This is a genomic window from Pseudomonas sp. JQ170C (genome assembly GCF_035581345.1).
Taxonomy (GTDB): Bacteria; Pseudomonadota; Gammaproteobacteria; order Pseudomonadales; family Pseudomonadaceae; genus Aquipseudomonas.
Genome location: NZ_CP141608.1, coordinates 5168630 through 5193495, shown reverse-complemented (window position 1 = coordinate 5193495; position 24866 = coordinate 5168630). Strand labels below are relative to the sequence as shown.

The window sequence follows — 24866 nt, the reverse complement described above, 5'->3', positions numbered from 1 at the left end:
GTCGGACGCTTTATACCCCGTGGCTCCAGCGTTATCCACCCGGATACCGCCCTTTTCCCAGGAAGTCCGTTATGCGCCGAAGTGCCAGCCTGATCACGCTGTGTATGGGCCTTGTGTTCACAAGCCTCGTTCAAGCCGAAGCCTTGCCGCAGCGTTGGGTCAGTGCCGGCGGGGCGCTGAGTGAATGGGTCACGGCACTGGGCGGTGAAGCGCGGCTGGTGGGGGTTGATACCACCAGTCAGCACCCCGAGTCGCTCAAGGCCTTGCCCAGCATTGGCTATCAGCGCCAGTTGTCGGCCGAAGGCGTGCTGAGTCTGCGCCCGGATGTGCTGGTGGGTACCGAAGAAATGGGGCCGCCGCCGGTGCTGGCGCAAATTCGCGGGGCTGGGGTTCAGGTCGAACTGTTTTCCAGCAAGGCCGATCTGCAGGCGGTGGAGTCCAACCTCAAGCATCTGGGGCGATTGCTCGGTAATCAGGCGCAGGCCGAGCAGGTCTATGGTCAGTACCGCCAGCAGCTCGATGACCTGCAAGCCACGCTCAAGCAGGTTCAGGCCCAACACCCTGTCCCCGGCGTCATCCTGCTGGTCGGCCATGCTGGCGCCAAGCCGATGATCGCCGGCAAGGGGACTGCCGGTGACTGGCTCCTCCAGCAGGCAGGCGCCCGAAACCTGGCCGACAACGACGGCTACAAGAATTTCTCGGTCGAAGCCTTGGCCGCGCTGAACCCTGACGTGCTGGTGTTTGCCGATCGCAGTCTCAGCGGTGAACAGGCCATGCAGGCCCTGCTCAAGGAGAACCCTGCCTTGAAGGCCTCGAAGGCGGCACAAGCGGGCCGGTTGGTAGAGCTTGACCCGACCTTGCTGGTGGGTGGTCTTGGTCCACGTCTGCCGAGTACCTTGCAGCGCCTCTCGCAAGCCTTTTACCCCACCGCCCAATGAATCAGTTGATCAAGCCCAGGACGCTGTTCGTCGCCCTGGTGCTGCTGTGCCTGCTGGCGGTGTGGTTGTCCCTGGCGCTGGGGCCGGTCAGCTTGCCACTGATGGATACCCTGCGTGCGGGCTTGCGCTTGCTGGGACTGCCGATTGCCGGGGACGGGCTTGATCAGGCCGAGCTCATCCTCGGCCAGATTCGCCTGCCGCGCACCTTGCTCGGCCTGACGGTCGGGGCGGTGCTGGCGCTCTCCGGGGTGGCCATGCAGGGCCTGTTTCGTAACCCGCTGGCCGACCCTGGCCTGGTTGGGGTGTCCAGTGGCGCGGCGCTTGGCGCGGCGGTCGCGATTGTCGGCGGCAGCTGGCTGGGCGGTATCCCGGAAGCCTTTGCACCGTACCTGCTGTCGGTCTGTGCCTTTCTCGGCGGCCTGGGTGTGACCGCCCTGGTCTATCGCCTGGGCCGGCGCGATGGTCAGACCAGCGTCGCAACCATGCTACTGGCCGGCATCGCCTTGACCGCCCTGGCCAGCTCGGCCGTTGGCCTGTTCACGTACCTGGCCGACGACGCGACCTTACGCACGCTGACCTTCTGGAACCTGGGCAGTCTCAACGGTGCCAGCTATCAGCGGTTGTGGCCGCTGGTGATGGTTGCCGTCGGCGTTGCGCTGTGGCTGCCGCGTCGGGCCCAGGCCCTGAATGCCTTGTTGTTGGGCGAGTCGGAAGCAAGGCACCTGGGCATAGAGGTCGAGGCCCTTAAGCGCGAACTGGTGTTCTGTACGGCATTGGGTGTGGGGGCTGCGGTGGCGGCTGCCGGTCTGATCGGTTTCATCGGGTTGGTGGTGCCGCATCTGGTTCGCCTGTTGTCCGGTCCCGATCATCGTGTGCTGCTGCCAGCCTCGCTGTTGGCAGGGGCTTCGCTGCTGCTGTTTGCCGACCTGATCGCGCGGTTGGCGCTGGCGCCTGCCGAGTTGCCCATCGGTATCGTCACGGCCTTTATCGGCGCACCGTTTTTCCTTTACCTGTTGCTGCGGGGGCGTACCTGATGCTCTGTGTCGAAAACCTGTTTCTGCAACGGGGCACCAATCAGGTGCTGAGCAATGTCAGCCTGGCGGTGCAGCCCTACCAGGTGCTGGGTGTTCTTGGCCCCAACGGTGCCGGTAAAAGCAGCTTGCTCGGCGCACTGTGCGGCGAATTGAATGCTAATCAGGGGCGTGTGACCCTGGATGGCCGGGACCTGTCGCACTGGCCTGGGCAGGAGCGAGCCCAGCGTCTGGCGGTGTTGCCTCAGATCTCCAGTCTCGGGTTTGCGTTCAAGGTCGAAGAAGTGGTCGGCATGGGCCGCCTGCCGCATCGAACCGGGCTGGTCTGTGACCAGCAGATTGTCGACGCAGCGTTGCAAGCCGCAGATGCCCGGCACCTGGTCGGGCGCAGCTACCTGGCCTTGTCCGGGGGGGAGCGGCAACGGGTTCACCTGGCGCGGGTGCTGGCGCAGTTGTGGCCGGGGGAGGAGGGGAGGACGTTGCTGCTCGATGAGCCGACGTCGATGCTCGATCCATTGCATCAACACACCACCTTACAAGCCGTCCGCAATTTTGCCGATCGCGGTGCGGCGGTGCTGGTCATATTGCATGACCTGAACCTGGCGGCGCGTTACTGCGACCGGATCCTGTTGCTCGAACAGGGGCGCATGCATGCACTGGACAGCCCCGACCAGGCGCTGCGGCCTGATTCGCTCAAGGCAGTGTTCGGTATCGACGTGCTGGTACAGCCGCATCCGGAGCGTGGGCATCCGTTGATCATTGCCCGCTGACAAATCGCAGGCAAAAAAAGACCCGGCAAAACTGCCGGGTCAATAACCGTGATTAGCCTGATGAGGAGATAATCTGAGAGTCCGAACCAGGGGCTTTCAGGTTACCCAACCAGTCTCGCGACCAGTTGTGATAATCATAACGATTCTCATTTCGATGTCAATCGTTGGGATCTTATATTTTCAATTATTTTTTCTCGGGGCCTTGGCATCCAGTTGCTGGTTGAGCGCTTCCTTGCGTTCAGGGGGGATGTCATTCCAGTGCATATCGAGCAGGGCGCCTTCGATTGCGTACAGCAGCACCTTCGAGGCCCGAAAGCCGCGGGTGCGTACTGCCTGGTAGGCGTTCACCGCTCCGAGTCGACGCAAATCCGAAGCGCTGTGGATGCCGACCGCATGCAGCCACTGCGCAGAGGTCTTGCCAAGATTTTTCAGATGCTGGAGTTCATCGTTCATCAAGCCTCCTTGCGACGGCTGAACGGTCTTGAGAGGGAATCGCTGGCAGGTCAATGAGCAGTGTAGCGGCACTTCAAAAATACGCGGCGTTTTGCCATCGGGTGCCGACGGGTAGCCACAAACACCTCGCCAGGCCGCGCCTGGCGGGGTGTTCAGGGCTTGTCAGCGGGTGCGGTAGCGCAGCCGTGTGCCGAAGTTGACCGACATGAGGATCTCGTCGGCGCTCAGCTCGCTGGGGAAGTAGGTGCCGGAAATTTGCGCATGAGACAGACTCGCGCCTTCCAGGCCGTTATGACGAAGGTCCAGCCCGCGCAGATCGGCGGCGCGGAAATAGGCATCGGTGAAGTCGATGCCGGCGGTGTCCAGTTCACGCAGGTCGAGTCCGCGAAAGTCGCCGCCGCGAAAGTCGATGGCCGCGTCCTTGGGTTTCTCGCGGTTGAAGTGGGCGATCTGTTCGTCATGCACCAGCGCATACAGCGCGCTGTCCAATTGCCGTGGCTGATTCATGAAGGCGCCTCCCTGTGTAACCCGATGATGGCATTATAGTGTCATCCTCAGGGAGGCGTTCGAGCTCAAGCGTGAAGTGTCGACTGCTTCACGCTCCGAGGGCGATCAGAGCCCTGGCAGGCGCTGGCGGATCTGCTTGACCAGCAGGTCCAGGCTGCCGCTTTCGTTGGTTTCCACTCGTTTGCTTTGCAGTACTTCTTCGGCACTGAGCGGGTCGCGGCTGCTTTGCTGTGCCTTGATTACGTCCAGCGTGGCATCCGATGGGTCGTTCTGGTCGGCCTGGCGCTGTGCCAGCCAGCTGGCAATGACCGCGTCGGGGGCATTGCAGTCAAGGATCAGGAACGGCACGCCGGTCTCGCTGGCGACACCGGCGGCGGCCTGGCGCTGCGCCTGCTTGAGGTAGGTGGCATCAATGACCACCGGGAACCCTGCGCGCAGGATGGTCTCGGCCAGTTGGTGCAAGCGCTGGTAGGTGGCCTGGCTGGCGTCCTCGCTATAGATGCCGGCTTGCAGCTGGCCGGCGCTGGTGCTTGCCTGCTCGCCGAACATGCGTTTGCGCTCTACATCCGAACGCAGGCGAATGGCGCCCAGGGCGTCCACTAGACGCATGGCCACGTGGCTCTTGCCTACGGCAGACACGCCATGAGTGATCGCCAGGAAGCGCGATGGGATGGCGCTGTAGCTTTCCGCCAGGTTGGCATAGTTGCGGTAGGTGCGCAGGGTTGTGGCGCGTTGCACCGCGTCGGCGTTGGCCGGCATGCTGAACAGGGCGACCTTGGCCCGTACCAGCGCACGGTAAGCCTTGTAGAAGTTCAGCAGTTCAAGGCCGGCATAGTCGCCGGTCAGTTCCAGGTACTGGCTGATGAAACGGCGCGACAGCGACTTGAGCCCACGGTCTTCCAGGTCCATGGCCAGGAAGGCGGTGTCGGCATACACGTCGGTCAGGCGGAAAGGCTCGTTGAACTCGATGCAGTCGAAGATCACGACCTTGCCGTCGATCAGGGTGGCATTGCCCAGATGGATATCACCGTGGCACTCACGGATGAAGCCTTCGGCCTTGCGGGCTTCGAGCAGGCCGTGCAGGCGCTTGAAGTTGTCCTGGGCCCAGGCTTGCAGGGCATCGAGCTGTTGCAGGTCAGCCTTGTCGGAGAGGAACGGACGGATCTGCTCGAAGTTCTGCTCCACCGGCGCCATGACGCTGTCCGGGGTGCCCAGTGGGTGGTCGACAGGCACCTTGGGCGCCTGCAGATGAAATTCGGCGATCTGGCGGGCCATCTGGTCGATGTGCTCGGCGGTCAGTTCGCCATTGGCTTGCAGGGTGCTGAGCATCTGGTCCTGGGGGAACTGGCGCATCTTCAGCGCGTACTCGATAGGCTCGCCATCGCCTGCCAGTTGCGGCGCATCGGCGCTGCCGGTGATCGGCAGCACTTCCAGATACAAACCTTCGGTCAGGCGCTGGTTCAGGCGCAGCTCTTCGGCGCAGAAGTGCTTGCGCCCGGACAGTTCGGTGAAGTCCAGGAAGCCGAAGTTCATCGGTTTCTTGATCTTGTAGGCGTAGTCGCCGGTCAACAGCACCCAGGAAATGTGAGTTTCAATCACCTGGAATTGCTTGACCGGATGGGGAAACAGGGCGGGGTTTTGCAATGCGGTGATCAAGGCTTGGCTCACGGGCGATCCTTCTGGGTCGTGGAGATTCGAATCGGCCATTATGGCGGCAAGCGAGGCTGGTGCAAACCGCCGGAGGGCGCCTGTCGACGATCAATAAAGTGCGTATAATCCGCCGCCATGACTCGTACCCGATCCCCCCGTACCCCGAAAAAACGCCCGTCTGGCCGCTCTGGCGCCTGGCTGGGCTGGGCCATCAAGCTCAGCCTGGTTGGCCTTGTGGTGCTGGCCGGCTTTGCCATTTATCTCGACGCTGTGGTCCAGGAGAAGTTCTCCGGCAAGCGCTGGACCATCCCGGCCAAGGTATATGCCCGGCCGCTGGAGCTGTTCGTCGGACAGAAGCTGAGCAAGAGCGATTTTCTCATTGAGCTCGATGCCCTGGGTTATCGCCGCGAAAGCGTCGCCAATGGCCCGGGTGCCGCTGCCGTCAGTGGCAACACCGTTGACCTGAACACCCGTGGCTTCCAGTTCTATGAAGGCATGGAGCAGGCGCAAGCGGTGCGCGTGCGTTTCTCCGGCGACTATGTGGCGGGCCTGAGCGGTGCCAACGGGTCCAAGCTTGATGTGGTGCGGCTTGAACCGTTGCTGATCGGCGGCCTGTACCCCAAGAACCTCGAAGACCGGATTCTGATCAAACTCGACCAGGTGCCGCCGTACCTGCTCGAAACCCTGGTCGCCGTGGAAGACCGCGATTTCTACAGCCACTTTGGCGTATCGCCCAAGTCCATCGCCCGTGCGGTCTGGGTCAACACCTCGTCGGGTGCGATGCGCCAGGGCGGCAGTACCCTGACGCAACAATTGGTCAAGAACTTCTACCTGACCAACGAGCGCAGCCTCAGTCGCAAGCTCACCGAAGCCATGATGGCGTTGTTGCTGGAGCTGCACTACGACAAGCGGGAAATTCTCGAGGCCTACCTCAACGAGGTATTCGTCGGTCAGGACGGTCAGCGCGCGGTGCATGGTTTCGGCCTGGCCAGCCAGTTCTTCTTCAGCCAGCCACTGTCTGAATTGAAGCTGCATCAGGTCGCGTTGCTGGTGGGAATGGTCAAGGGCCCGTCCTACTACAACCCGCGTCGTTACCCGGAACGCGCCACCGTGCGGCGTAACCTGGTGCTCGACCTGCTGGCCGAGCAGGGCGTGGCCACACCAGAGGCCGTCGCCGCAGCGAAGAAAATGCCGCTGGGTGTGACCAAGCGTGGCAGTCTGGCCGACAGCTCCTTCCCAGGGTTCCTCGACCTGGTGAAGCGTCAGCTGCGCCAGGACTACCGCGATGAAGACTTGACCGAAGAAGGCCTGCGCATCTTCACCAGTTTCGATCCGATCCTGCAGATGAAGTCTGAAGCGGCGATGTCCGAGACGTTCAAGCGCCTTGCCGGACGCAAGGGTTCCGACGAAGTCGAAGCGGCGATGGTAGTCACCAATCCGGAAACCGGTGAAGTGCAGGCGCTGATCGGCAGTCGTCAGGCGGGCTTTGCCGGGTTCAACCGGGCCATTGATGCAGTGCGGCCGATAGGCTCGCTGGTCAAGCCGGCGGTCTACCTGACCGCCCTTGAAAAGCCGAGCAAATACACCCTGACCACCTGGATGCAGGATGAGCCGTTTTCGGTGAAAGGCGGCGACGGCCAGGTCTGGCGGCCACAGAACTATGATCGCCGCTCTCACGGCACCATTTATCTGTACCAGGGCCTGGCCAACTCCTACAACTTGTCGACGGCCAAGCTGGGCCTGGAACTGGGCGTGCCGAATGTGCTCAAAACTATTGGGCGACTGGGTGTGAACGTCGATTGGCCGGCATTCCCGTCGATGCTGCTGGGTGCTGGCGGCATGTCGCCGATGCAGGTTGCGACCATGTACCAGACGCTGGCCAATGGCGGCTTCAATACACCGATGCGCGGCATCCGCAGTGTGCTGACAGCCGAGGGCGAGCCGCTCAAGCGTTATCCGTTCCAGATCCAGCAGACCTTCGATCCGGGGGCTATCTATCTGGTGCAGAACGCCATGCAGCGGGTGATGCGCGAAGGTACCGGGCGTTCTGTCTACAGCGTGCTGCCAAGCTCCCTGACCCTGGCGGGCAAGACCGGTACCAGTAACGACTCTCGCGACAGCTGGTTCGCCGGCTTCAGCCAGGACTTGCTGGCCGTGGTCTGGTTGGGACGTGACGATAACGGCAAGACACCTTTCACGGGTGCCACGGGCGCCCTGCAGGTCTGGACCAGTTTCATGCGCAAGGCTGATCCGCTACCTCTGGACATGCCATTGCCGGACAACGTGGTCCAGGCCTGGGTCGATCCACATACCGGGCAAGGCTCCGATGCCAGTTGCCCGGGTGCAGTACAGATGCCGTATATTCGCGGCAGTGAGCCCCCTGCGGGCGCTGCCTGCGGCGGCACGCAGGATCCTGCCGAGTCCGTGATGGACTGGGTCAAGGGCTGGATGAATTAAGCACTAGGCAAAGAGGGTGTGAAGTGAACAAGTGGTTGATACCTGCCTTTACGGCACTGGCTTTGCTTAACGGTTGCGCCAACGTACAACGCGGCTCGATTCCTGTGGTCGACTCGAGCACGCGAGTGTCCAACGGTGAACGGGTTTCAGCTACGCGTGGCGCTCCTGTCAATGCCGGCACCCGTCAGGCACAGGCTGTGCCCCAGGACTCCGGTGTGACTGTAATGGTCCCGCAAGGGGCGGGCGCAGCGCCGATCCAGACGTTCCCGGCCTCGACGGCGCCTGCACCGATCTCGACCGGTCCGATTACACCTGGGCCCGTGAGTTCGGCGCCGTACAACAGCGGTTCGGTGAATGCGGGCAGTTACACCATGCCTAGCACTGCGCCCAGCGCTCCGAGCGGTATTCCGCGCAGCGGCGTAACCAGCGGTGGCTTGTCGGCTGACGAGCAACTCGATGGCCCGGTGCTGGCACTGCTGACCACTGCCCAGCAACAGCAGGGTAGTGGTGACTACAACGGCGCCTCGTCGAGCCTGGAGCGCGCCCAGCGCATCGCGCCTCGCGAGCCGCAGGTGCTCTATCGCCTGGCTCAGGTGCGCCTGGCCCAAGGGGATGCGGCCCAGTCGGAGCAACTGGCCCGCCGTGCGCTGACCTACGCCAATGGTCGTCCGGACCTGCAAGCGGGGTTGTGGAACATCATCGCCCAGTCACGCGAGAAGCAGGGTGACTCGGCTGGCGCGGCGCTGGCGCGGCAGAAAGCCCAGGTCAATCTGTAATGGACTCGCGCATTCTGGATATCGCCGATCACTTGCTGTTGATCGAGCACGAGCTACATGCCCAGGGCTGGTGGAGTGACGTCGCCCCCACTGCCCAGGCGTTGGCGAGCACCGTGCCGTTTGCTGTCGACAGCATGAGCTTCGATCAGTGGTTGCAGTGGATTTTCCTGCCGAAAATGAAAGAGATTCTCGAAAAGGGGCTGCCGCTGCCAAATGCATCCGGCATCCTGGTCATGGCTGAAACGGTATACGTAGACCGCCCTGACGAAAGTCGCGAGCTGCGCAGGCTACTAGCAGAATTTGATCAATTGATCAGTCCATCTGCCTGAATTTCCCTCTTTTCACCCTTGGAGCCACAGAATGTGGCTCTTTTTCTTTGTATTGTTTGTTTTTCTGCTGCAGCTGTTGGCATTAATGGTGGCTGTTGATCGTCCTAGGGGAAAATTGGCAATAATTTTTCTTGACTTGCGCGCGCCGAATCACAAGAATCCAGATTCCGCTGTAGAGGGACTGCCAGAAGCAGACCCGCTAAGCAGATCATGAGGCGCACACCCGCGCCGACCTGTTACACCCCGCAACGCGTTACCTCGCGCTGGGTGGGAAAACCCCGCAACACTTTGGGGCGCTCCCAATACTTGCTCAGTCAGTGCTGACGTAGTCGGCGATTCCGTCGCTCATGCTCTGCTTGGCAGTAAACCTATTAAGACCCGTCCACCGTGGGCGGTATTCTGGCGTTTTAGAGGTGAACAACGTGGAGCTTTTATCTGGCGCTGAGATGGTCGTCCGCTTTTTGCGTGACGAAGGCGTTAAGCACATCTACGGGTACCCTGGTGGTGCTCTCCTGCATGTTTACGATGCCCTGTTCAAAGAACCGGAAGTCAATCACATCCTGGTTCGTCACGAGCAGGCCGCTACCCATATGGCGGACGGTTATGCCCGTGCCACCGGCAAAGCCGGCGTGGTACTGGTGACCTCGGGTCCTGGTGCGACCAATGCCATTACCGGTATTGCCACCGCCTACATGGACTCCATTCCGATGGTTATCCTCTCTGGCCAGGTGCCTAGCACCATGGTCGGTACCGATGCCTTCCAGGAAACCGACATGATCGGTATCTCCCGGCCGATCGTGAAGCACAGCTTCATGATCAAGCATGCATCGGAAATCCCGGAAGTCCTGAAAAAAGCTTTCTATCTGGCTCAGTCCGGCCGTCCAGGCCCGGTCGTGGTCGATATCCCGAAAGACATGACCAACCCGGCGGAAAAGTTTGAATACGTCTACCCCAAAAAGGTCAAGATGCGTTCCTACAGCCCGGCCGTTCGTGGTCATTCGGGACAGATCCGCAAGGCTGCCGAAATGCTGCTGGCCGCCAAGCGTCCAGTGGTCTATGCCGGTGGTGGCGTGATCCTCGGTGGCGGCTCCGAAGCCTTGACCGAAATCGCCCAGATGCTCAACCTGCCGGTCACCAACACCCTGATGGGGTTGGGCGGCTATCCGGGTACCGATCGCCAGTTCCTCGGCATGCTCGGCATGCACGGCAGCTACACCGCCAACCTGGCCATGCACCATGCTGACGTGATTTTCGCTGTCGGTGCGCGTTTTGATGATCGCGTGGTCAACGGTCCGGCCAAGTTCTGCCCGAACGCCAAAGTTATCCACATCGACATCGACCCTGCCTCGATCTCCAAGACCATCAAGGCTGACGTACCGATTGTTGGTCCGGTCGACAGCGTCTTGACCGAAATGGTCGCGACCTTGCGCGAAATCGGCGAGCAGCCAGAAAAGGCCGCTATCGACGCGTGGTGGAAGCAGATCGAAGAGTGGCGTGGTGATCGCGACATGTTCCCTTATGACAAGGGCGATGGCAGCGTAATCAAGCCGCAGACGGTGATCGAAACCCTGTGTGAAGTGACCAAGGGCGATGCCTTTGTCACCTCCGACGTGGGCCAGCACCAGATGTTCGCCGCGCAGTACTACCGCTTCAACAAGCCTAATCGCTGGATCAACTCTGGCGGCCTGGGCACCATGGGCTTCGGTTTCCCGGCGGCCATGGGCGTCAAGCTGAACTTCCCGGACCAGGACGTTGCCTGCGTTACCGGCGAGGGCAGTATCCAGATGAACATTCAGGAACTGTCGACCTGCCTGCAGTACGATCTGCCGGTCAAGATCGTCAACCTGAACAACGGTGTATTGGGTATGGTCCGCCAGTGGCAGGACATGGCCTACAACAGCCGTCACTCGCACTCCTATATGGAGTCGCTGCCTGACTTCGTCAAACTGGCTGAAGCCTATGGCCATGTGGGCATTCGCATCACCAGTCTGAAGGACCTCAAGCCCAAGCTCGAGGAAGCGTTCGCCATGAAAGACCGCCTGGTGTTCATCGACATCCAGGTCGACAACAGCGAGCACGTCTACCCGATGCAGATCAAAGACGGTTCCATGCGCGACATGTGGCTGAGCAAGACGGAGCGTACCTAATCATGCGGCACATTATTTCCCTGCTGTTGGAAAACGAACCCGGTGCCTTGTCTCGCGTGGTCGGTCTGTTCTCGCAGCGTAACTACAACATCGAAAGCCTGACCGTAGCACCAACCGAAGACCCGACCCTGTCGCGTCTGACGTTGACCACGGTCGGTCATGATGAGGTGATTGAGCAGATCACCAAAAACCTGAACAAGCTGGTTGAAGTCGTGAAGCTTGTCGACCTCTCGGAAAGCGCGCACATCGAACGTGAGTTGATGCTGGTAAAGGTCAAGGCCACGGGCGCACAGCGTGCCGAGATCAAGCGCACCACCGATATCTATCGGGGGCAGATCGTCGATGTCAGCAGCAGCGTCTATACCGTCCAACTGACTGGCGCCAGCGACAAGCTTGACAGCTTCATTCAGGCAATCGGTACCGCGTCCATTCTCGAAACAGTGCGCAGTGGCGTCACCGGCATTGCCCGTGGCGACAAAGTGCTCAGCATCTAACTCAAAAAATTAGCGATGGCCCTATCGGGCCGAGATAACAGGGGTATGTTCATGAAAGTTTTCTACGATAAAGACTGCGACCTTTCGATCATCCAGGGCAAGAAAGTTGCCATCATCGGTTACGGCTCCCAAGGTCACGCCCAAGCGTGCAACCTGAAAGACTCCGGTGTGGATGTCACTGTCGGTCTTCGTAAAGGTTCGGCTACCGTTGCCAAGGCTGAGGCCCACGGCCTTAAAGTTGCCGACGTGGCAACCGCTGTTGCAGGTGCCGACCTGGTCATGATCCTGACCCCGGACGAGTTCCAGTCCCAGCTGTACAAGACCGAAGTCGAGCCGAACATCAAGAAGGGCGCCACCCTGGCCTTCTCCCACGGTTTCGCCATCCACTACAACCAGGTTGTGCCACGCGCTGACCTGGACGTGATCATGATCGCGCCAAAAGCGCCGGGTCACACCGTACGTTCCGAGTTCGTCAAAGGCGGCGGCATCCCTGACCTGATCGCTATCTACCAGGACGCTTCGGGCAACGCCAAGAACGTCGCCCTGTCCTACGCTGCAGGCGTTGGTGGCGGCCGTACCGGTATCATCGAAACCACCTTCAAGGACGAGACTGAAACCGACCTGTTCGGCGAGCAGGCTGTTCTGTGTGGCGGTACCGTCGAGCTGGTCAAAGCCGGCTTTGAAACCCTGGTTGAAGCAGGCTACGCGCCAGAAATGGCTTACTTCGAGTGCTTGCACGAACTGAAGCTGATCGTTGACCTCATGTACGAAGGCGGTATCGCCAACATGAACTACTCGATCTCCAACAACGCCGAGTACGGCGAGTACGTGACCGGCCCAGAAGTCATCAACGCCGAATCCCGTCAGGCCATGCGCAATGCTCTGAAGCGCATCCAGGACGGCGAATACGCGAAGATGTTCATCAGCGAAGGCGCTACCGGCTACCCATCGATGACCGCCAAGCGTCGTAACAACGCTGCTCACGGCATCGAAGTCATCGGCGAGCAACTGCGCTCGATGATGCCTTGGATCGCAGCCAACAAGATCGTTGACAAGGCCAAGAACTAATTCTGGCTTGATGCGATGAAAACGCGGCTTCGGCCGCGTTTTTTCGTTTAGGCGGTCAGCATCTGGTATAAAGCTTCATCGTCTGCCGGTGAACCCTCGTCGCAGACCTCTGTCGAAACTTTCCACACCGTTGCAAGGTAATGTCAATGAGCGAACGTCCCGAAGAGCCGAACAAGGCCTCTGACGCCGAAAGCCTGCTACCGATCGATGAGCATGTTGAAGAAGGGCATGACGCCGAAGGACGCAAGGTTCGGCATCGCGGCATCTATCTGCTGCCCAATCTCTTCACCACGGCGAACCTGTTCGCCGGTTTCTACTCCATCATCAACTCCATGAGCGCCCAGGCTGCCCTGAGTGCCGGTGATCCACGCGAGGCGAGCAAGTATTTCGCCTTTGCTGCCATCGCCATTTTCGTGGCCATGGTCCTCGACGGCCTTGATGGCCGCGTGGCCCGCATGACCAACACCCAGAGTGCCTTCGGTGCCGAGTATGACTCGCTGTCGGACATGGTCGCCTTTGGTGTGGCTCCCGCACTGCTGGCGTTCGGTTGGGCGCTCGGTGACATGGGCAAGGTCGGCTGGATGGTCGCCTTCATCTATGTTGCCGGTGCTGCGCTGCGTCTGGCACGGTTCAACACGCAAGTCGGCACGGCTGACAAACGTTACTTCATCGGTCTGGCCAGTCCGGCAGCGGCGGGTGTAGTAGCGGGTACCGTCTGGGCCTTCAGCGACTACGGTATCCAGGGCTCGAAACTCTCGTTCCTGGTCGCTTTGCTGGTGGCCGCGGCGGGTATGCTGATGGTCAGCAACATCAAGTACAACAGCTTCAAGGAGCTGGACCTCAAGGGGCGCGTACCGTTCGTAGCGATCCTCGCGGTGGTGCTGGTGTTCGCGGTAGTCTTCAGTGATCCACCGCGCATTCTGCTGCTGGTGTTCCTTGGCTATGCGGCATCCGGCCCGGTGCAGTACCTGCTGCGCATCCGCCGCCGGAAAAACATCGAGTGATGTAATTTCGCTCAGGCTCCGTAGTCTACTGGTGCATCAGTCCTCCAGTTCTACGGAGCCATCATGCTCATCAAGCTGTCCAAAGCCTCCGATTGCAAAACGTCGGACATTACTCCCGAATCCCTTTATGTCTCGCGCCGTTCACTGCTTGGTGGATCTGCGGCCGCGTGGGCGGTCTCGCTACTGCCGCGCTGGGCCAGCGCTGCCGAAATGTCGCGCTATGCAGATGTCGAAGCGGGGGCTGCGCCAGGCTGGTTCAATGACAAGCTGGCCGTCACGCGCTGGCAGGCGGTAACCGCGCCAGGGGAGGCCATTACGCCTTATAAAGACGCGACGCATTACAACAACTTCTATGAGTTCGGTGCCGACAAGGGCGATCCGGCCGAAAACGCCGGCAGTCTCAAGGTGCAACCCTGGACCGTGGTGGTTGATGGGGAAGTGGGCAAGCCAGGGCGCTATGCGCTGGAAGACTTCATGAGCCCTTATCAACTTGAAGAGCGGATCTATCGGCTGCGCTGTGTCGAGGCCTGGTCGATGGTCATTCCCTGGCTGGGCTTCCCCTTGTCTGCAGTGCTCAAGCAAGTGGAGCCGACGTCCAAGGCGAAATTCATTCGCTTTGAAACCCTGCAAGACCCTTCAAGCATGCCTGGGCAACGTTCCAACTTTGCCTTGATCGATTGGCCGTATGTAGAGGGGCTGCGCCTGGATGAGGCAATGAACCCGTTGGCGATACTGGCGGTGGGGATGTATGGGCGCGAACTGCCCAATCAGAACGGCGCGCCGCTGCGGTTGGTGGTGCCGTGGAAGTATGGGTTCAAGAGCATCAAGTCCATTGTGCGTATCAGTTTGGTAGCAGAGCAGCCACGTACTACCTGGCAAGCCATAGCGCCTGAAGAGTATGGCTTCTATGCCAACGTCAATCCCGATGTCGATCATCCTCGCTGGACGCAGGCGCGTGAGCGGCGACTGCCCAGTGGCCTGTTCAGTCCCAACGTGCGTACTACCCAGATGTTCAACGGTTACGCCGAGGAAGTGGCGGGGCTGTATAGCGGCCTTGATCTGCGGAAGAACTACTGATGCGCTATCCACTGTTTCGCCTGGGCATCTTCATCCTGGCCAGCATTTGGCCGCTTTGGTGGCTGTATGAGGCTGCCATGAATGCGCTGGGTCCGGACCCTGGCAAGATCCTGGTCGATCGATTGGGGTTAGGGGCACTGATCTTTCTGCTTATTACCTTGTCCATCACCCCCCTGCAGCGATTGACAGGGTGGGCGGGGTGGATCGTCTCGCGCCGGCAGCTGGGATTGTGGTGCTTTGCTTATATAGTGCTGCACATGAGCGCCTATATGGTGTTCGTCCTCGGGCTGGACTGGGGGCAATTGGGCGTGGAACTGAGCAAAAGGCCCTACATCATTGTTGGTGCGCTGGGATTCCTGGGGTTGCTGGCGTTGGCGGTGACATCCAATCGCTACAGTCAACGGCGCCTGGGCGCGCGTTGGAAGAAGTTGCACAAGCTGATTTACGTAATTCTTGTCTTGGGGTTGCTGCACTTCCTATGGATCGTGCGTGCCGATCTCAAGGAGTGGGCAGTGTATGCAGCAATCGGGGCTTTTCTGTTGGCGCTGCGTATTCCCCTGCTTGCACGGCGTATACCAAGACTGGCGAATTCAAAAGCAACGCCTGCAACAAAAGCCTGAATGCACCTCTGCTTTTACTTGCTGCTTGAAGCTTGCTTCTTATAGCCAAAACGCCGCCACCGAAACAAAGTTGAAATAAGTCATTGACGCCCCTGCGGATCTGTCTATAATTCGCCCCACTTCCGGCGTAGTCGGAATCGAAAACTCCTTGAGTTTCAAAGAGTTAGCGGTTTCAGGTAGTGCTGGAGGGGCTTCGATCGAAAGATCGGCAGCGGTGAAAAAGGCAGTTGACAGCGACTTGAAACGCTGTAGAATTCGCCTCCCGCTGACGAGAGATCGCAGCGAGTTAAGCGGTTGAAGTTGAAAGAGAAATTCTGAAAAACTTCAAAATAAGCGCTTGACACACTCTGAGGAAAGCGTAGAATGCGCGCCTCGGTTGAAGCGAAAAGCTTCAGCCACCGCTCTTTAACAATCGAATCAAGCAATTCGTGTGGGTGCTTGTGAGCTCAGACTGATAGTCAAAAAGATTATCAGCATCACAAGTGACTACACGAGAAGTCGAAAGACTTCAAAGAAGTCATTTGAGATTGCTGAGCCAAGTTTAGGGTTTTCTCAAAACCCAAGCAGTATTGAACTGAAGAGTTTGATCATGGCTCAGATTGAACGCTGGCGGCAGGCCTAACACATGCAAGTCGAGCGGATGAGAAGAGCTTGCTCTTCGATTCAGCGGCGGACGGGTGAGTAATACCTAGGAATCTGCCTGGTAGTGGGGGACAACGTTTCGAAAGGAACGCTAATACCGCATACGTCCTACGGGAGAAAGCAGGGGACCTTCGGGCCTTGCGCTATCAGATGAGCCTAGGTCGGATTAGCTAGTTGGTGAGGTAATGGCTCACCAAGGCGACGATCCGTAACTGGTCTGAGAGGATGATCAGTCACACTGGAACTGAGACACGGTCCAGACTCCTACGGGAGGCAGCAGTGGGGAATATTGGACAATGGGCGAAAGCCTGATCCAGCCATGCCGCGTGTGTGAAGAAGGTCTTCGGATTGTAAAGCACTTTAAGTTGGGAGGAAGGGCATTAACCTAATACGTTAGTGTTTTGACGTTACCGACAGAATAAGCACCGGCTAACTCTGTGCCAGCAGCCGCGGTAATACAGAGGGTGCAAGCGTTAATCGGAATTACTGGGCGTAAAGCGCGCGTAGGTGGTTCGTTAAGTTGGATGTGAAATCCCCGGGCTCAACCTGGGAACTGCATCCAAAACTGGCGAGCTAGAGTAGGGCAGAGGGTGGTGGAATTTCCTGTGTAGCGGTGAAATGCGTAGATATAGGAAGGAACACCAGTGGCGAAGGCGACCACCTGGGCTCATACTGACACTGAGGTGCGAAAGCGTGGGGAGCAAACAGGATTAGATACCCTGGTAGTCCACGCCGTAAACGATGTCAACTAGCCGTTGGAATCCTTGAGATTTTAGTGGCGCAGCTAACGCATTAAGTTGACCGCCTGGGGAGTACGGCCGCAAGGTTAAAACTCAAATGAATTGACGGGGGCCCGCACAAGCGGTGGAGCATGTGGTTTAATTCGAAGCAACGCGAAGAACCTTACCAGGCCTTGACATGCAGAGAACTTTCCAGAGATGGATTGGTGCCTTCGGGAACTCTGACACAGGTGCTGCATGGCTGTCGTCAGCTCGTGTCGTGAGATGTTGGGTTAAGTCCCGTAACGAGCGCAACCCTTGTCCTTAGTTACCAGCACGTAATGGTGGGCACTCTAAGGAGACTGCCGGTGACAAACCGGAGGAAGGTGGGGATGACGTCAAGTCATCATGGCCCTTACGGCCTGGGCTACACACGTGCTACAATGGTCGGTACAGAGGGTTGCCAAGCCGCGAGGTGGAGCTAATCTCACAAAACCGATCGTAGTCCGGATCGCAGTCTGCAACTCGACTGCGTGAAGTCGGAATCGCTAGTAATCGCGAATCAGAATGTCGCGGTGAATACGTTCCCGGGCCTTGTACACACCGCCCGTCACACCATGGGAGTGGGTTGCACCAGAAGTAGCTAGTCTAACCTTCGGGAGGACGGTTACCACGGTGTGATTCATGACTGGGGTGAAGTCGTAACAAGGTAGCCGTAGGGGAACCTGCGGCTGGATCACCTCCTTAATCGACAGACATCAGCTGTCTTATAAGCTCCCACACGAATTGCTTGATTCATTGAAGAAGACGATATCGGTAACAGCTCTTAACTGGGTCTGTAGCTCAGTTGGTTAGAGCGCACCCCTGATAAGGGTGAGGTCGGCAGTTCGAATCTGCCCAGACCCACCAGTTTCTTGTTGGGGCCATAGCTCAGCTGGGAGAGCGCCTGCCTTGCACGCAGGAGGTCAGCGGTTCGATCCCGCTTGGCTCCACCACCCCTTGCTACCGTGTCAAAGCTTAGAAATGAATATTCGCCTCGAATATTGATTTCTGAACTTTTTCAGAATCGTTCTTTAAAAATTTGGGTATGTGATAGAAAGATAGACTGAATAGCACTTTCACTGGTGTTGTTCAGGCTAAGGTAAAATTTGTGAGTTTAATCGCGAATTTTCGGCGAATGTCGTCTTCACAGTATAACCAGATTGCTTGGGGTTATATGGTCAAGTGAAGAAGCGCATACGGTGGATGCCTTGGCAGTCAGAGGCGATGAAAGACGTGGTAGCCTGCGATAAGCTTCGGGGAGTCGGCAAACAGACTTTGATCCGGAGATCTCTGAATGGGGGAACCCACTCAGCATAAGCTGAGTATCTTGTACTGAATACATAGGTGCAAGAGGCGAACCAGGGGAACTGAAACATCTAAGTACCCTGAGGAAAAGAAATCAACCGAGATTCCCTTAGTAGTGGCGAGCGAACGGGGACTAGCCCTTAAGTGGCTTTGAGATTAGCGGAACGCTCTGGAAAGTGCGGCCATAGTGGGTGATAGCCCTGTACGCGAAAATCTCTTAGTCATGAAATCGAGTAGGACGGAGCACGAGAAACTTTGTCTGAATATGGGGGGACCATCCTCCAAGGCTAAATACTACTGACTGACCGATAGTGAACCAGTACCGTGAGGGAAAGGCGAAAAGAACCCCGGAGAGGGGAGTGAAATAGAACCTGAAACCGTATGCGTACAAGCAGTGGGAGCCTACTTGTTAGGTGACTGCGTACCTTTTGTATAATGGGTCAGCGACTTATATTCAGTGGCGAGCTTAACCGAATAGGGGAGGCGTAGCGAAAGCGAGTCTTAATAGGGCGCTTAGTCGCTGGGTATAGACCCGAAACCGGGCGATCTATCCATGGGCAGGTTGAAGGTTAGGTAACACTGACTGGAGGACCGAACCGACTACCGTTGAAAAGTTAGCGGATGACCTGTGGATCGGAGTGAAAGGCTAATCAAGCTCGGAGATAGCTGGTTCTCCTCGAAAGCTATTTAGGTAGCGCCTCATGTATCACTGTAGGGGGTAGAGCACTGTTTCGGCTAGGGGGTCATCCCGACTTACCAAACCGATGCAAACTCCGAATACCTACAAGTGCCGAGCATGGGAGACACACGGCGGGTGCTAACGTCCGTCGTGAAAAGGGAAACAACCCAGACCGTCAGCTAAGGTCCCAAAGTCATGGTTAAGTGGGAAACGATGTGGGAAGGCTTAGACAGCTAGGAGGTTGGCTTAGAAGCAGCCACCCTTTAAAGAAAGCGTAATAGCTCACTAGTCGAGTCGGCCTGCGCGGAAGATGTAACGGGGCTCAAACCATGCACCGAAGCTACGGGTATCACTTAGGTGATGCGGTAGAGGAGCGTTCTGTAAGCCTGTGAAGGTGAGTTGAGAAGCTTGCTGGAGGTATCAGAAGTGCGAATGCTGACATGAGTAACGACAATGGGAGTGAAAAACTCCCACGCCGAAAGACCAAGGTTTCCTGCGCAACGTTAATCGACGCAGGGTTAGTCGGTCCCTAAGGCGAGGCTGAAAAGCGTAGTCGATGGAAAACAGGTTAATATTCCTGTACTTCTAGTTATTGCGATGGAGGGACGGAGAAGGCTAGGCCAGCTTGGCGTTGGTTGTCCAAGTTTAAGGTGGTAGGCTGAGATCTTAGGTAAATCCGGGATCTTAAGGCCGAGAGCTGATGACGAGTTGCCTTTAGGCGACGAAGTGGTTGATGCCATGCTTCCAAGAAAAGCTTCTAAGCTTCAGATAACTAGGAACCGTACCCCAAACCGACACAGGTGGTTGGGTAGAGAATACCAAGGCGCTTGAGAGAACTCGGGTGAAGGAACTAGGCAAAATGGCACCGTAACTTCGGGAGAAGGTGCGCCGGTGAGGGTGAAGGACTTGCTCCGTAAGCTCATGCCGGTCGAAGATACCAGGCCGCTGCGACTGTTTATTAAAAACACAGCACTCTGCAAACACGAAAGTGGACGTATAGGGTGTGACGCCTGCCCGGTGCCGGAAGGTTAATTGATGGGGTTAGCTAACGCGAAGCTCTTGATCGAAGCCCCGGTAAACGGCGGCCGTAACTATAACGGTCCTAAGGTAGCGAAATTCCTTGTCGGGTAAGTTCCGACCTGCACGAATGGCGTAACGATGGCGGCGCTGTCTCCACCCGAGACTCAGTGAAATTGAAATCGCTGTGAAGATGCAGTGTATCCGCGGCTAGACGGAAAGACCCCGTGAACCTTTACTATAGCTTTGCACTGGACTTTGAATTTGCTTGTGTAGGATAGGTGGGAGGCTTTGAAGCGTGGACGCCAGTTCGCGTGGAGCCATCCTTGAAATACCACCCTGGCAACTTTGAGGTTCTAACTCAGGTCCGTTATCCGGATCGAGGACAGTGTATGGTGGGTAGTTTGACTGGGGCGGTCTCCTCCTAAAGAGTAACGGAGGAGTACGAAGGTGCGCTCAGACCGGTCGGAAATCGGTCGTAGAGTATAAAGGCAAAAGCGCGCTTGACTGCGAGACAGACACGTCGAGCAGGTACGAAAGTAGGTCTTAGTGATCCGGTGGTTCTGTATGGAAGGGCCATCGCTCAACGGATAAAAGGTACTCCGGGGATAACAGGCTGATACCGCCCAAGAGTTCATATCGACGGCGGTGTTTGGCACCTCGATGTCGGCTCATCACATCCTGGGGCTGAAGCCGGTCCCAAGGGTATGGCTGTTCGCCATTTAAAGTGGTACGCGAGCTGGGTTTAGAACGTCGTGAGACAGTTCGGTCCCTATCTGCCGTGGACGTTTGAGATTTGAGAGGGGCTGCTCCTAGTACGAGAGGACCGGAGTGGACGAACCTCTGGTGTTCCGGTTGTCACGCCAGTGGCATTGCCGGGTAGCTATGTTCGGAAGAGATAACCGCTGAAAGCATCTAAGCGGGAAACTTGCCTCAAGATGAGATCTCACTGGAGCCTTGAGCTCCCTGAAGGGCCGTCGAAGACTACGACGTTGATAGGTTGGGTGTGTAAGCGCTGTGAGGCGTTGAGCTAACCAATACTAATTGCCCGTGAGGCTTGACCATATAACACCCAAGCAATTTGCGTCGAATGACCAGATTGCGGTGTTGTGAAGACGAAACGAACCGAAAGTTTGCGACTCACAAAACATCACATACCCGATTTGCTGGAGCGTCGAACGACGGTCCGGTACACAGAATTTCTTGACGACCATAGAGCATTGGAACCACCTGATCCCATCCCGAACTCAGTAGTGAAACGATGCATCGCCGATGGTAGTGTGGGGTTTCCCCATGTGAGAGTAGGTCATCGTCAAGATTAAATTCCGAAACCCCTATCTGCACATGCAGGTAGGGGTTTTGTCTTTTCAGGCCCGGTAAGATCCAACGGTAGGAGCGGGCTTGCCCCGCGATCCGCATTCAACGATCCAGGGCCAGATCGCAGGGCAAGCCCGTTCCTACACAGGTTAGAATACCGCCCTTAAGTAAACTCAGAAGTTCACTATGACTGAACCTGCCGATTCTCATCAGCTCGCAGACCTGCCTCTGGATCAGTTGGTGGCGTGTCACGAATGCGATCTGCTGATGCGCAAGCCTGTCCTCAAACAGGACGAAAAAGCGCATTGTCCGCGCTGCGGTTACGAGCTCTACGCGCACCGCCACAATGTCGTCCAGCGCAGCCTGGCGCTGGTGCTCGCTGCCTTGCTTCTATATGTCCCTGCAAACTTTCTTCCCATCATGCAGCTCCACCTCTTGGGCCAAACCTCTGACGATACCGTCTGGAGTGGCGTCGTAGGGCTCTATAACACCGGTATGAAAGGTGTGGCGGTGGTTGTATTTCTTTGCAGCATGGCCATCCCCCTTCTCAAGCTGTTGTGCCAGTTGGCGGTGCTGTTGAGCATTCGACTGGACATTGGGCGCAGCTACGGATTGTTGCTGTACCGGATTTATCACCATTTGCGCGACTGGGGCATGCTCGAGGTGTATTTCATGGGCGTGCTGGTAGCAATGGTCAAGCTGGTCGATCTGGCAGAGCTGAGTCTCGGACTGGGATTGGCCTGCTTTATCAGTTTGTTGTTGGTGCAGGTGTGGCTGGAGGTGGTGATGTCACCCCACCAGATCTGGAGTGCTTTATCGGGGGAAGACCTGCATGCGTGCGATTGATGCCGGGATTCTGATTTGTGGCGAATGCCATGAGCTGAATCGCCAGGAGCCAGAGTGTGCTTCACAAACTTGCAGCCGATGCGGGGCCATAGTGCATGCACGGCGGCCCAACAGCCTGGTAAGAACCTGGGCACTGCTGCTTACCTCGGCCATTCTGTACATCCCTGCCAACGTGCTGCCGATCATGACGGTCAGCGCCCTGGGGCAGGGCAGCCCGGACACCATCATGTCCGGCGTCATCACCCTGATGAAACTCGGCATGTGGCCGATCGCTGCGGTGGTGTTCATCGCCAGTATTCTGGTGCCGACCTTCAAGCTGGTGGGTATCGCCTTGCTGCTTTATTCGGTGCAGCGCCATCAACCCCTGTCCGCTCGGCAGCGGATCCTGATGTACCGCTTCATCGAGTTTATTGGACGCTGGTCGATGCTCGACATATTCGTCATAGCCATTCTGGTGGCCGTGGTGAATTTCGGCAGGATTGCGAGTGTCGAAGCCAATCTGGGTGCCGTCGCCTTCGCCAGTGTGGTGATTCTGACGATGCTTGCTGCAGTAACTTTTGACCCCCGACTGATTTGGGATAACACGGAGTCGGATGACGACCATGAGTGATTTGCCTACGGCTAAAACCCGCCCAGCTTCAAACTGGTCGGCTATATGGATATTGCCTTTGATCGCTCTGGTCATTGGCGGCTGGCTTGGCTGGCAGGCGTACCGCGAGTCGGGAATCAATATCCAGGTTCGCTTTGAAAGTGGCGAAGGTATTGTCGCCAACAAGACCGAAGTAGTGTTCAAGGGCATGTCGGTCGGCAAGGTAAAAGAGCTGGTGCTCGATGACGAAGGTAGCAATACCGGCGTAATTGCGACCATTGAAATGAACCAGGCTGCCGAATCGCACCTGAACACCGGGACACGGTTCTGGCTGGTCAAGCCGAGTGTCAGCCTGGCCGGTATTACCGGGCTGGAGACCCTGGTCTCGGGCAACTACATTGCCGTGAGCCCGGGGGAGGGGACGCCTACCAGGCGCTTCAAGGCGCTGGATGTGGCGCCGCCGTTGTCTGACAGCGAGCCCGGCCTGCACCTGACGCTTAAGGCAGACCGCCTTGGCTCGCTCAACCGTGACAGCCCGGTGTTCTACAAGCAGATCCAGGTAGGTCGGGTGAAAAGCTATCGCCTGGCCGAAGACCAGGCGACAGTTGAAGTCAAAGTGTTCATCGAGCCGGCTTATACCAGCCTGGTGCGCAAGCACACGCGATTCTGGAACGCCAGCGGCATCAGTATCGATGCCAATCTGTCCGGGGTGAAGGTGCGTAGCGAGTCCTTGTCCAGCATCGTTGCCGGAGGGATCGCATTCGCCACGCCTGAACACCGCAAGGACAGCCCGCCGACCGATCCGAATCTGCCTTTCCGTCTGTACGAAGACTTCGATGCAGCTCAGGCGGGGATTCGTATCAAGGTCAAGCTGGCTGATTTTGAAGGACTTCAGGCCGGTCGCACCCCTGTCATGTACAAGGGCATCCAGGTGGGGTCGCTGAAAACCCTGAAGGTCGATGCGGACCTGTCCAGTGCCATGGCCGAGTTGACCCTCGACCCATTGGCTGAAGACTACCTGGTCGATGGCACGCAGTTCTGGGTGGTCAAACCGTCTATCTCGTTGGCCGGGATCACGGGGCTGGAGGCGCTGGTCAAGGGTAACTACATCGCCATCCGTCCCGGCGACAAGGGCGCCTCGCCCAAGCGCGAGTTCGAGGCGCGCCCCAAGGCACCGCCATTGGACCTCAAGGCGCCAGGGCTGCACCTGGTGTTGTTCGGTGACAACCTGGGTTCGTTGGAAGTTGGCAGTCCGATTCTCTACCGCCAGGTCAAGGTAGGCACCGTTCAGAGCTATCAGTTCTCCAAGAAGAGTAAGCGTCTGCTGATCGGTGTGCATATCGAGCAGGAGTACGCCAACCTGGTCAACGGCTCGACGCGATTCTGGAACGCCAGCGGCATTACCCTCACGGGCGGATTGTCCGGTATCCAGATCAAGAGTGAGTCGCTACAGAGCCTCATGGCGGGCGGCATCGCCTTCGATACGCCGACGCCGAATGTGCCGCTCAAGCGCCGCATCCCGAGCTTCCGTCTGCATGAAAACCAAGAGACGGCCAATCGCAGTGGTACTACGGTCACCATCCGTGTCGAGCGGGCTGATGGCCTCAAGGTCGGCACACCTGTTCGCTTCAAGGGACTGGATGTCGGGGTAGTCGAGCAGGTTGACCTCACCCCGGACTTGCAGGCTGTGCTGCTCAAGGCGCGGATCACCGAGGTGCCCGATCGCATTGCCCGGGAAGGTACGCAATTCTGGGTCGTGAAGCCGGCTCTGGGTATCGTCAAGACGGCTAACCTGGAAACCCTGGTGACGGGTCAGTACCTGGAAGTTCAGCCGGCAGTGAAGAATCTGGGGTCTCAGCGCACCTTTAATGCACTGCCCCAGGCACCGGATTTTTCCGAGCGTGAGGCCGGCCTGGCCCTGGTGCTCAGTGCACCGAGAAGGGGTTCGATCAAGGCGGGTGTACCGGTGACCTATCGCGAAATTCCCGTGGGCAAGGTAACGGGTTTCGAGCTGGGACAAACCGCGGACCGTGTGTTGATCCATATCCTGATCGAGCCGCGTTACGCTGCGCTGGTGCGCGGTGGCAGCCGGTTCTGGAACAGTAGCGGGTTTGGCTTCGACTGGGGCTTGTTCAAGGGAGCGACGGTGCGCACCGAATCGCTGGAAACCCTGATAGAGGGTGGGATTGCCTTCGCGACGCCAGATGGCGAGAAGATGGGTAACCCGGCGCGACCGCAGCAGACCTTTGCCCTGTTCGACAAGGCCGAAGAAGAATGGCTGCAGTGGGCACCGAAGATTCAGATTGGTAAGTGATATGCAGCGGGCTGCCCTTCACGGGGCAAGCCCGCCCCTGCTGTAGGAGCGGGCTTGCCCCGCGATAACTTTATC

The 24866-nt window shown here is 58.0% G+C and carries 18 protein-coding genes, 2 tRNA genes and 3 rRNA genes; 20 read left to right on the top strand and 3 right to left on the bottom strand.

The window, feature by feature from the left end; translation table 11 throughout:
- Nucleotides 1–71 precede the first annotated feature (71 nt).
- Genes U9R80_RS23625 through U9R80_RS23615 form a run of 3 tightly spaced genes read left to right on the top strand, consistent with a single transcriptional unit; the run spans nt 72 to nt 2739 of the window.
- Entirely contained in the window at nt 72–938 is an 867-nt protein-coding gene (locus U9R80_RS23625) for a heme/hemin ABC transporter substrate-binding protein (protein WP_301840107.1), read from the top strand.
- 50 nt (nt 939–988) lie between these two features.
- The gene (locus U9R80_RS23620; RefSeq protein WP_301840141.1) at nt 989–1972 is read left to right on the top strand and encodes a FecCD family ABC transporter permease; all 984 of its coding nucleotides are present in this window, start codon (nt 989–991) and stop codon (nt 1970–1972) included.
- Complete coding sequence (locus U9R80_RS23615) at nt 1972–2739, top strand: heme ABC transporter ATP-binding protein (protein WP_301840109.1); 768 nt, start codon at nt 1972–1974, stop codon at nt 2737–2739. Before U9R80_RS23620 ends, U9R80_RS23615 begins: the two co-directional genes overlap by 1 nt.
- 180 nt (nt 2740–2919) lie before the next feature.
- Here the strand turns inward: U9R80_RS23615 and U9R80_RS23610 are convergent, their stop codons facing one another.
- The 3 genes from U9R80_RS23610 to U9R80_RS23600 form a co-directional block, all read right to left on the bottom strand.
- Nucleotides 2920–3192 carry a TfoX/Sxy family protein gene (locus U9R80_RS23610; protein ID WP_301840110.1) on the bottom strand — a complete coding sequence of 91 codons (273 nt, stop codon included), beginning with the start codon at nt 3190–3192 and terminating at the stop codon, nt 2920–2922.
- Between the two features lie 162 nt (nt 3193–3354).
- On the bottom strand, nt 3355–3699 hold the full coding sequence (locus U9R80_RS23605; RefSeq protein WP_301840113.1) for a pentapeptide repeat-containing protein: 345 nt from the start codon (nt 3697–3699) through the stop codon (nt 3355–3357).
- 105 nt (nt 3700–3804) lie between these two features.
- On the bottom strand, nt 3805–5367 hold the full coding sequence (locus tag U9R80_RS23600; protein WP_301840114.1) for a bifunctional aminoglycoside phosphotransferase/ATP-binding protein: 1563 nt from the start codon (nt 5365–5367) through the stop codon (nt 3805–3807).
- A 117-nt stretch (nt 5368–5484) separates the two neighbouring features.
- On the opposite strand from U9R80_RS23600, the gene mrcB reads away from it, so the two are divergent.
- The 17 genes from mrcB to U9R80_RS23515 all read left to right on the top strand — a co-directional run bounded on the left by mrcB (nt 5485) and on the right by U9R80_RS23515 (nt 24791).
- Nucleotides 5485–7806: a penicillin-binding protein 1B gene (gene mrcB / locus U9R80_RS23595; RefSeq protein ID WP_301840115.1), complete on the top strand. Its 2322-nt coding sequence runs from the start codon at nt 5485–5487 to the stop codon at nt 7804–7806.
- Nucleotides 7807–7829: 23 nt separating this feature from the next.
- The gene (locus tag U9R80_RS23590) at nt 7830–8582 is read left to right on the top strand and encodes a tetratricopeptide repeat protein (protein ID WP_301840116.1); all 753 of its coding nucleotides are present in this window, start codon (nt 7830–7832) and stop codon (nt 8580–8582) included.
- The gene (locus tag U9R80_RS23585; RefSeq protein WP_301840118.1) at nt 8582–8911 is read left to right on the top strand and encodes a YqcC family protein; all 330 of its coding nucleotides are present in this window, start codon (nt 8582–8584) and stop codon (nt 8909–8911) included. Before U9R80_RS23590 ends, U9R80_RS23585 begins: the two co-directional genes overlap by 1 nt.
- Nucleotides 8912–9333: 422 nt before the next feature.
- On the top strand, nt 9334–11058 hold the full coding sequence (locus tag U9R80_RS23580; protein WP_301840119.1) for an acetolactate synthase 3 large subunit: 1725 nt from the start codon (nt 9334–9336) through the stop codon (nt 11056–11058).
- A 2-nt stretch (nt 11059–11060) separates the two neighbouring features.
- The gene (gene ilvN / locus U9R80_RS23575) at nt 11061–11552 is read left to right on the top strand and encodes an acetolactate synthase small subunit (RefSeq protein ID WP_028944490.1); all 492 of its coding nucleotides are present in this window, start codon (nt 11061–11063) and stop codon (nt 11550–11552) included.
- Between the two features lie 51 nt (nt 11553–11603).
- Nucleotides 11604–12620, top strand: coding sequence for a ketol-acid reductoisomerase (ilvC, locus tag U9R80_RS23570; protein WP_028944489.1), 1017 nt, complete (start codon nt 11604–11606; stop codon nt 12618–12620).
- Between the two features lie 146 nt (nt 12621–12766).
- Nucleotides 12767–13624 (top strand): CDP-diacylglycerol--serine O-phosphatidyltransferase, encoded by an 858-nt coding sequence (gene pssA / locus U9R80_RS23565; protein ID WP_028944488.1) that lies wholly within the window; start codon nt 12767–12769, stop codon nt 13622–13624.
- A 63-nt stretch (nt 13625–13687) separates the two neighbouring features.
- The gene (gene msrP, locus U9R80_RS23560; protein WP_301840122.1) at nt 13688–14701 is read left to right on the top strand and encodes a protein-methionine-sulfoxide reductase catalytic subunit MsrP; all 1014 of its coding nucleotides are present in this window, start codon (nt 13688–13690) and stop codon (nt 14699–14701) included.
- Complete coding sequence (gene msrQ / locus U9R80_RS23555; protein WP_301840124.1) at nt 14701–15321, top strand: protein-methionine-sulfoxide reductase heme-binding subunit MsrQ; 621 nt, start codon at nt 14701–14703, stop codon at nt 15319–15321. The genes msrP and msrQ overlap by 1 nt, the downstream gene beginning before the upstream one ends.
- A gap of 571 nt (nt 15322–15892) precedes the next feature.
- Nucleotides 15893–17429, top strand: a 16S ribosomal RNA gene (locus U9R80_RS23550).
- Nucleotides 17430–17514: 85 nt separating this feature from the next.
- Nucleotides 17515–17591 (top strand) — tRNA-Ile (locus tag U9R80_RS23545).
- 10 nt (nt 17592–17601) lie between these two features.
- Nucleotides 17602–17677, top strand: a tRNA-Ala gene (locus tag U9R80_RS23540).
- Nucleotides 17678–17900: 223 nt separating this feature from the next.
- Nucleotides 17901–20790: ribosomal RNA gene (locus U9R80_RS23535) — 23S ribosomal RNA — on the top strand.
- Between the two features lie 137 nt (nt 20791–20927).
- Nucleotides 20928–21043, top strand: a 5S ribosomal RNA gene (rrf, locus tag U9R80_RS23530).
- Together the 16S, 23S and 5S rRNA genes with 2 tRNA genes alongside form the textbook arrangement of a ribosomal RNA operon.
- A gap of 185 nt (nt 21044–21228) precedes the next feature.
- Nucleotides 21229–21888, top strand: a complete 660-nt coding sequence (locus U9R80_RS23525) for a paraquat-inducible protein A (RefSeq protein WP_301842868.1) — start codon at nt 21229–21231, stop codon at nt 21886–21888.
- Entirely contained in the window at nt 21875–22498 is a 624-nt protein-coding gene (locus U9R80_RS23520) for a paraquat-inducible protein A (protein WP_301842867.1), read from the top strand. The genes U9R80_RS23525 and U9R80_RS23520 overlap by 14 nt, the downstream gene beginning before the upstream one ends.
- Nucleotides 22491–24791 carry a PqiB family protein gene (locus tag U9R80_RS23515; RefSeq protein ID WP_301842865.1) on the top strand — a complete coding sequence of 767 codons (2301 nt, stop codon included), beginning with the start codon at nt 22491–22493 and terminating at the stop codon, nt 24789–24791. Before U9R80_RS23520 ends, U9R80_RS23515 begins: the two co-directional genes overlap by 8 nt.
- Nucleotides 24792–24866: the final 75 nt, after the last annotated feature.

Bases quoted from the DNA above. Each gene is read 5' to 3' on its own strand.
- U9R80_RS23605 (WP_301840113.1), bottom strand. From the start codon at position 3,699: ATGAATCAGCCACGGCAATTGGACAGCGCGCTGTATGCGCTGGTGCAT.
- ilvC (WP_028944489.1), top strand. From the start codon at position 11,604: ATGAAAGTTTTCTACGATAAAGACTGCGACCTTTCGATCATCCAGGGC.
- mrcB (WP_301840115.1), top strand. From the start codon at position 5,485: ATGACTCGTACCCGATCCCCCCGTACCCCGAAAAAACGCCCGTCTGGC.
- msrP (WP_301840122.1), top strand. From the start codon at position 13,688: ATGCTCATCAAGCTGTCCAAAGCCTCCGATTGCAAAACGTCGGACATT.
- pssA (WP_028944488.1), top strand. From the start codon at position 12,767: ATGAGCGAACGTCCCGAAGAGCCGAACAAGGCCTCTGACGCCGAAAGC.
- U9R80_RS23615 (WP_301840109.1), top strand. From the start codon at position 1,972: ATGCTCTGTGTCGAAAACCTGTTTCTGCAACGGGGCACCAATCAGGTG.
- U9R80_RS23625 (WP_301840107.1), top strand. From the start codon at position 72: ATGCGCCGAAGTGCCAGCCTGATCACGCTGTGTATGGGCCTTGTGTTC.
- U9R80_RS23515 (WP_301842865.1), top strand. From the start codon at position 22,491: ATGAGTGATTTGCCTACGGCTAAAACCCGCCCAGCTTCAAACTGGTCG.
- U9R80_RS23520 (WP_301842867.1), top strand. From the start codon at position 21,875: ATGCGTGCGATTGATGCCGGGATTCTGATTTGTGGCGAATGCCATGAG.
- U9R80_RS23525 (WP_301842868.1), top strand. From the start codon at position 21,229: ATGACTGAACCTGCCGATTCTCATCAGCTCGCAGACCTGCCTCTGGAT.
- msrQ (WP_301840124.1), top strand. From the start codon at position 14,701: ATGCGCTATCCACTGTTTCGCCTGGGCATCTTCATCCTGGCCAGCATT.
- U9R80_RS23610 (WP_301840110.1), bottom strand. From the start codon at position 3,192: ATGAACGATGAACTCCAGCATCTGAAAAATCTTGGCAAGACCTCTGCG.
- ilvN (WP_028944490.1), top strand. From the start codon at position 11,061: ATGCGGCACATTATTTCCCTGCTGTTGGAAAACGAACCCGGTGCCTTG.
- U9R80_RS23585 (WP_301840118.1), top strand. From the start codon at position 8,582: ATGGACTCGCGCATTCTGGATATCGCCGATCACTTGCTGTTGATCGAG.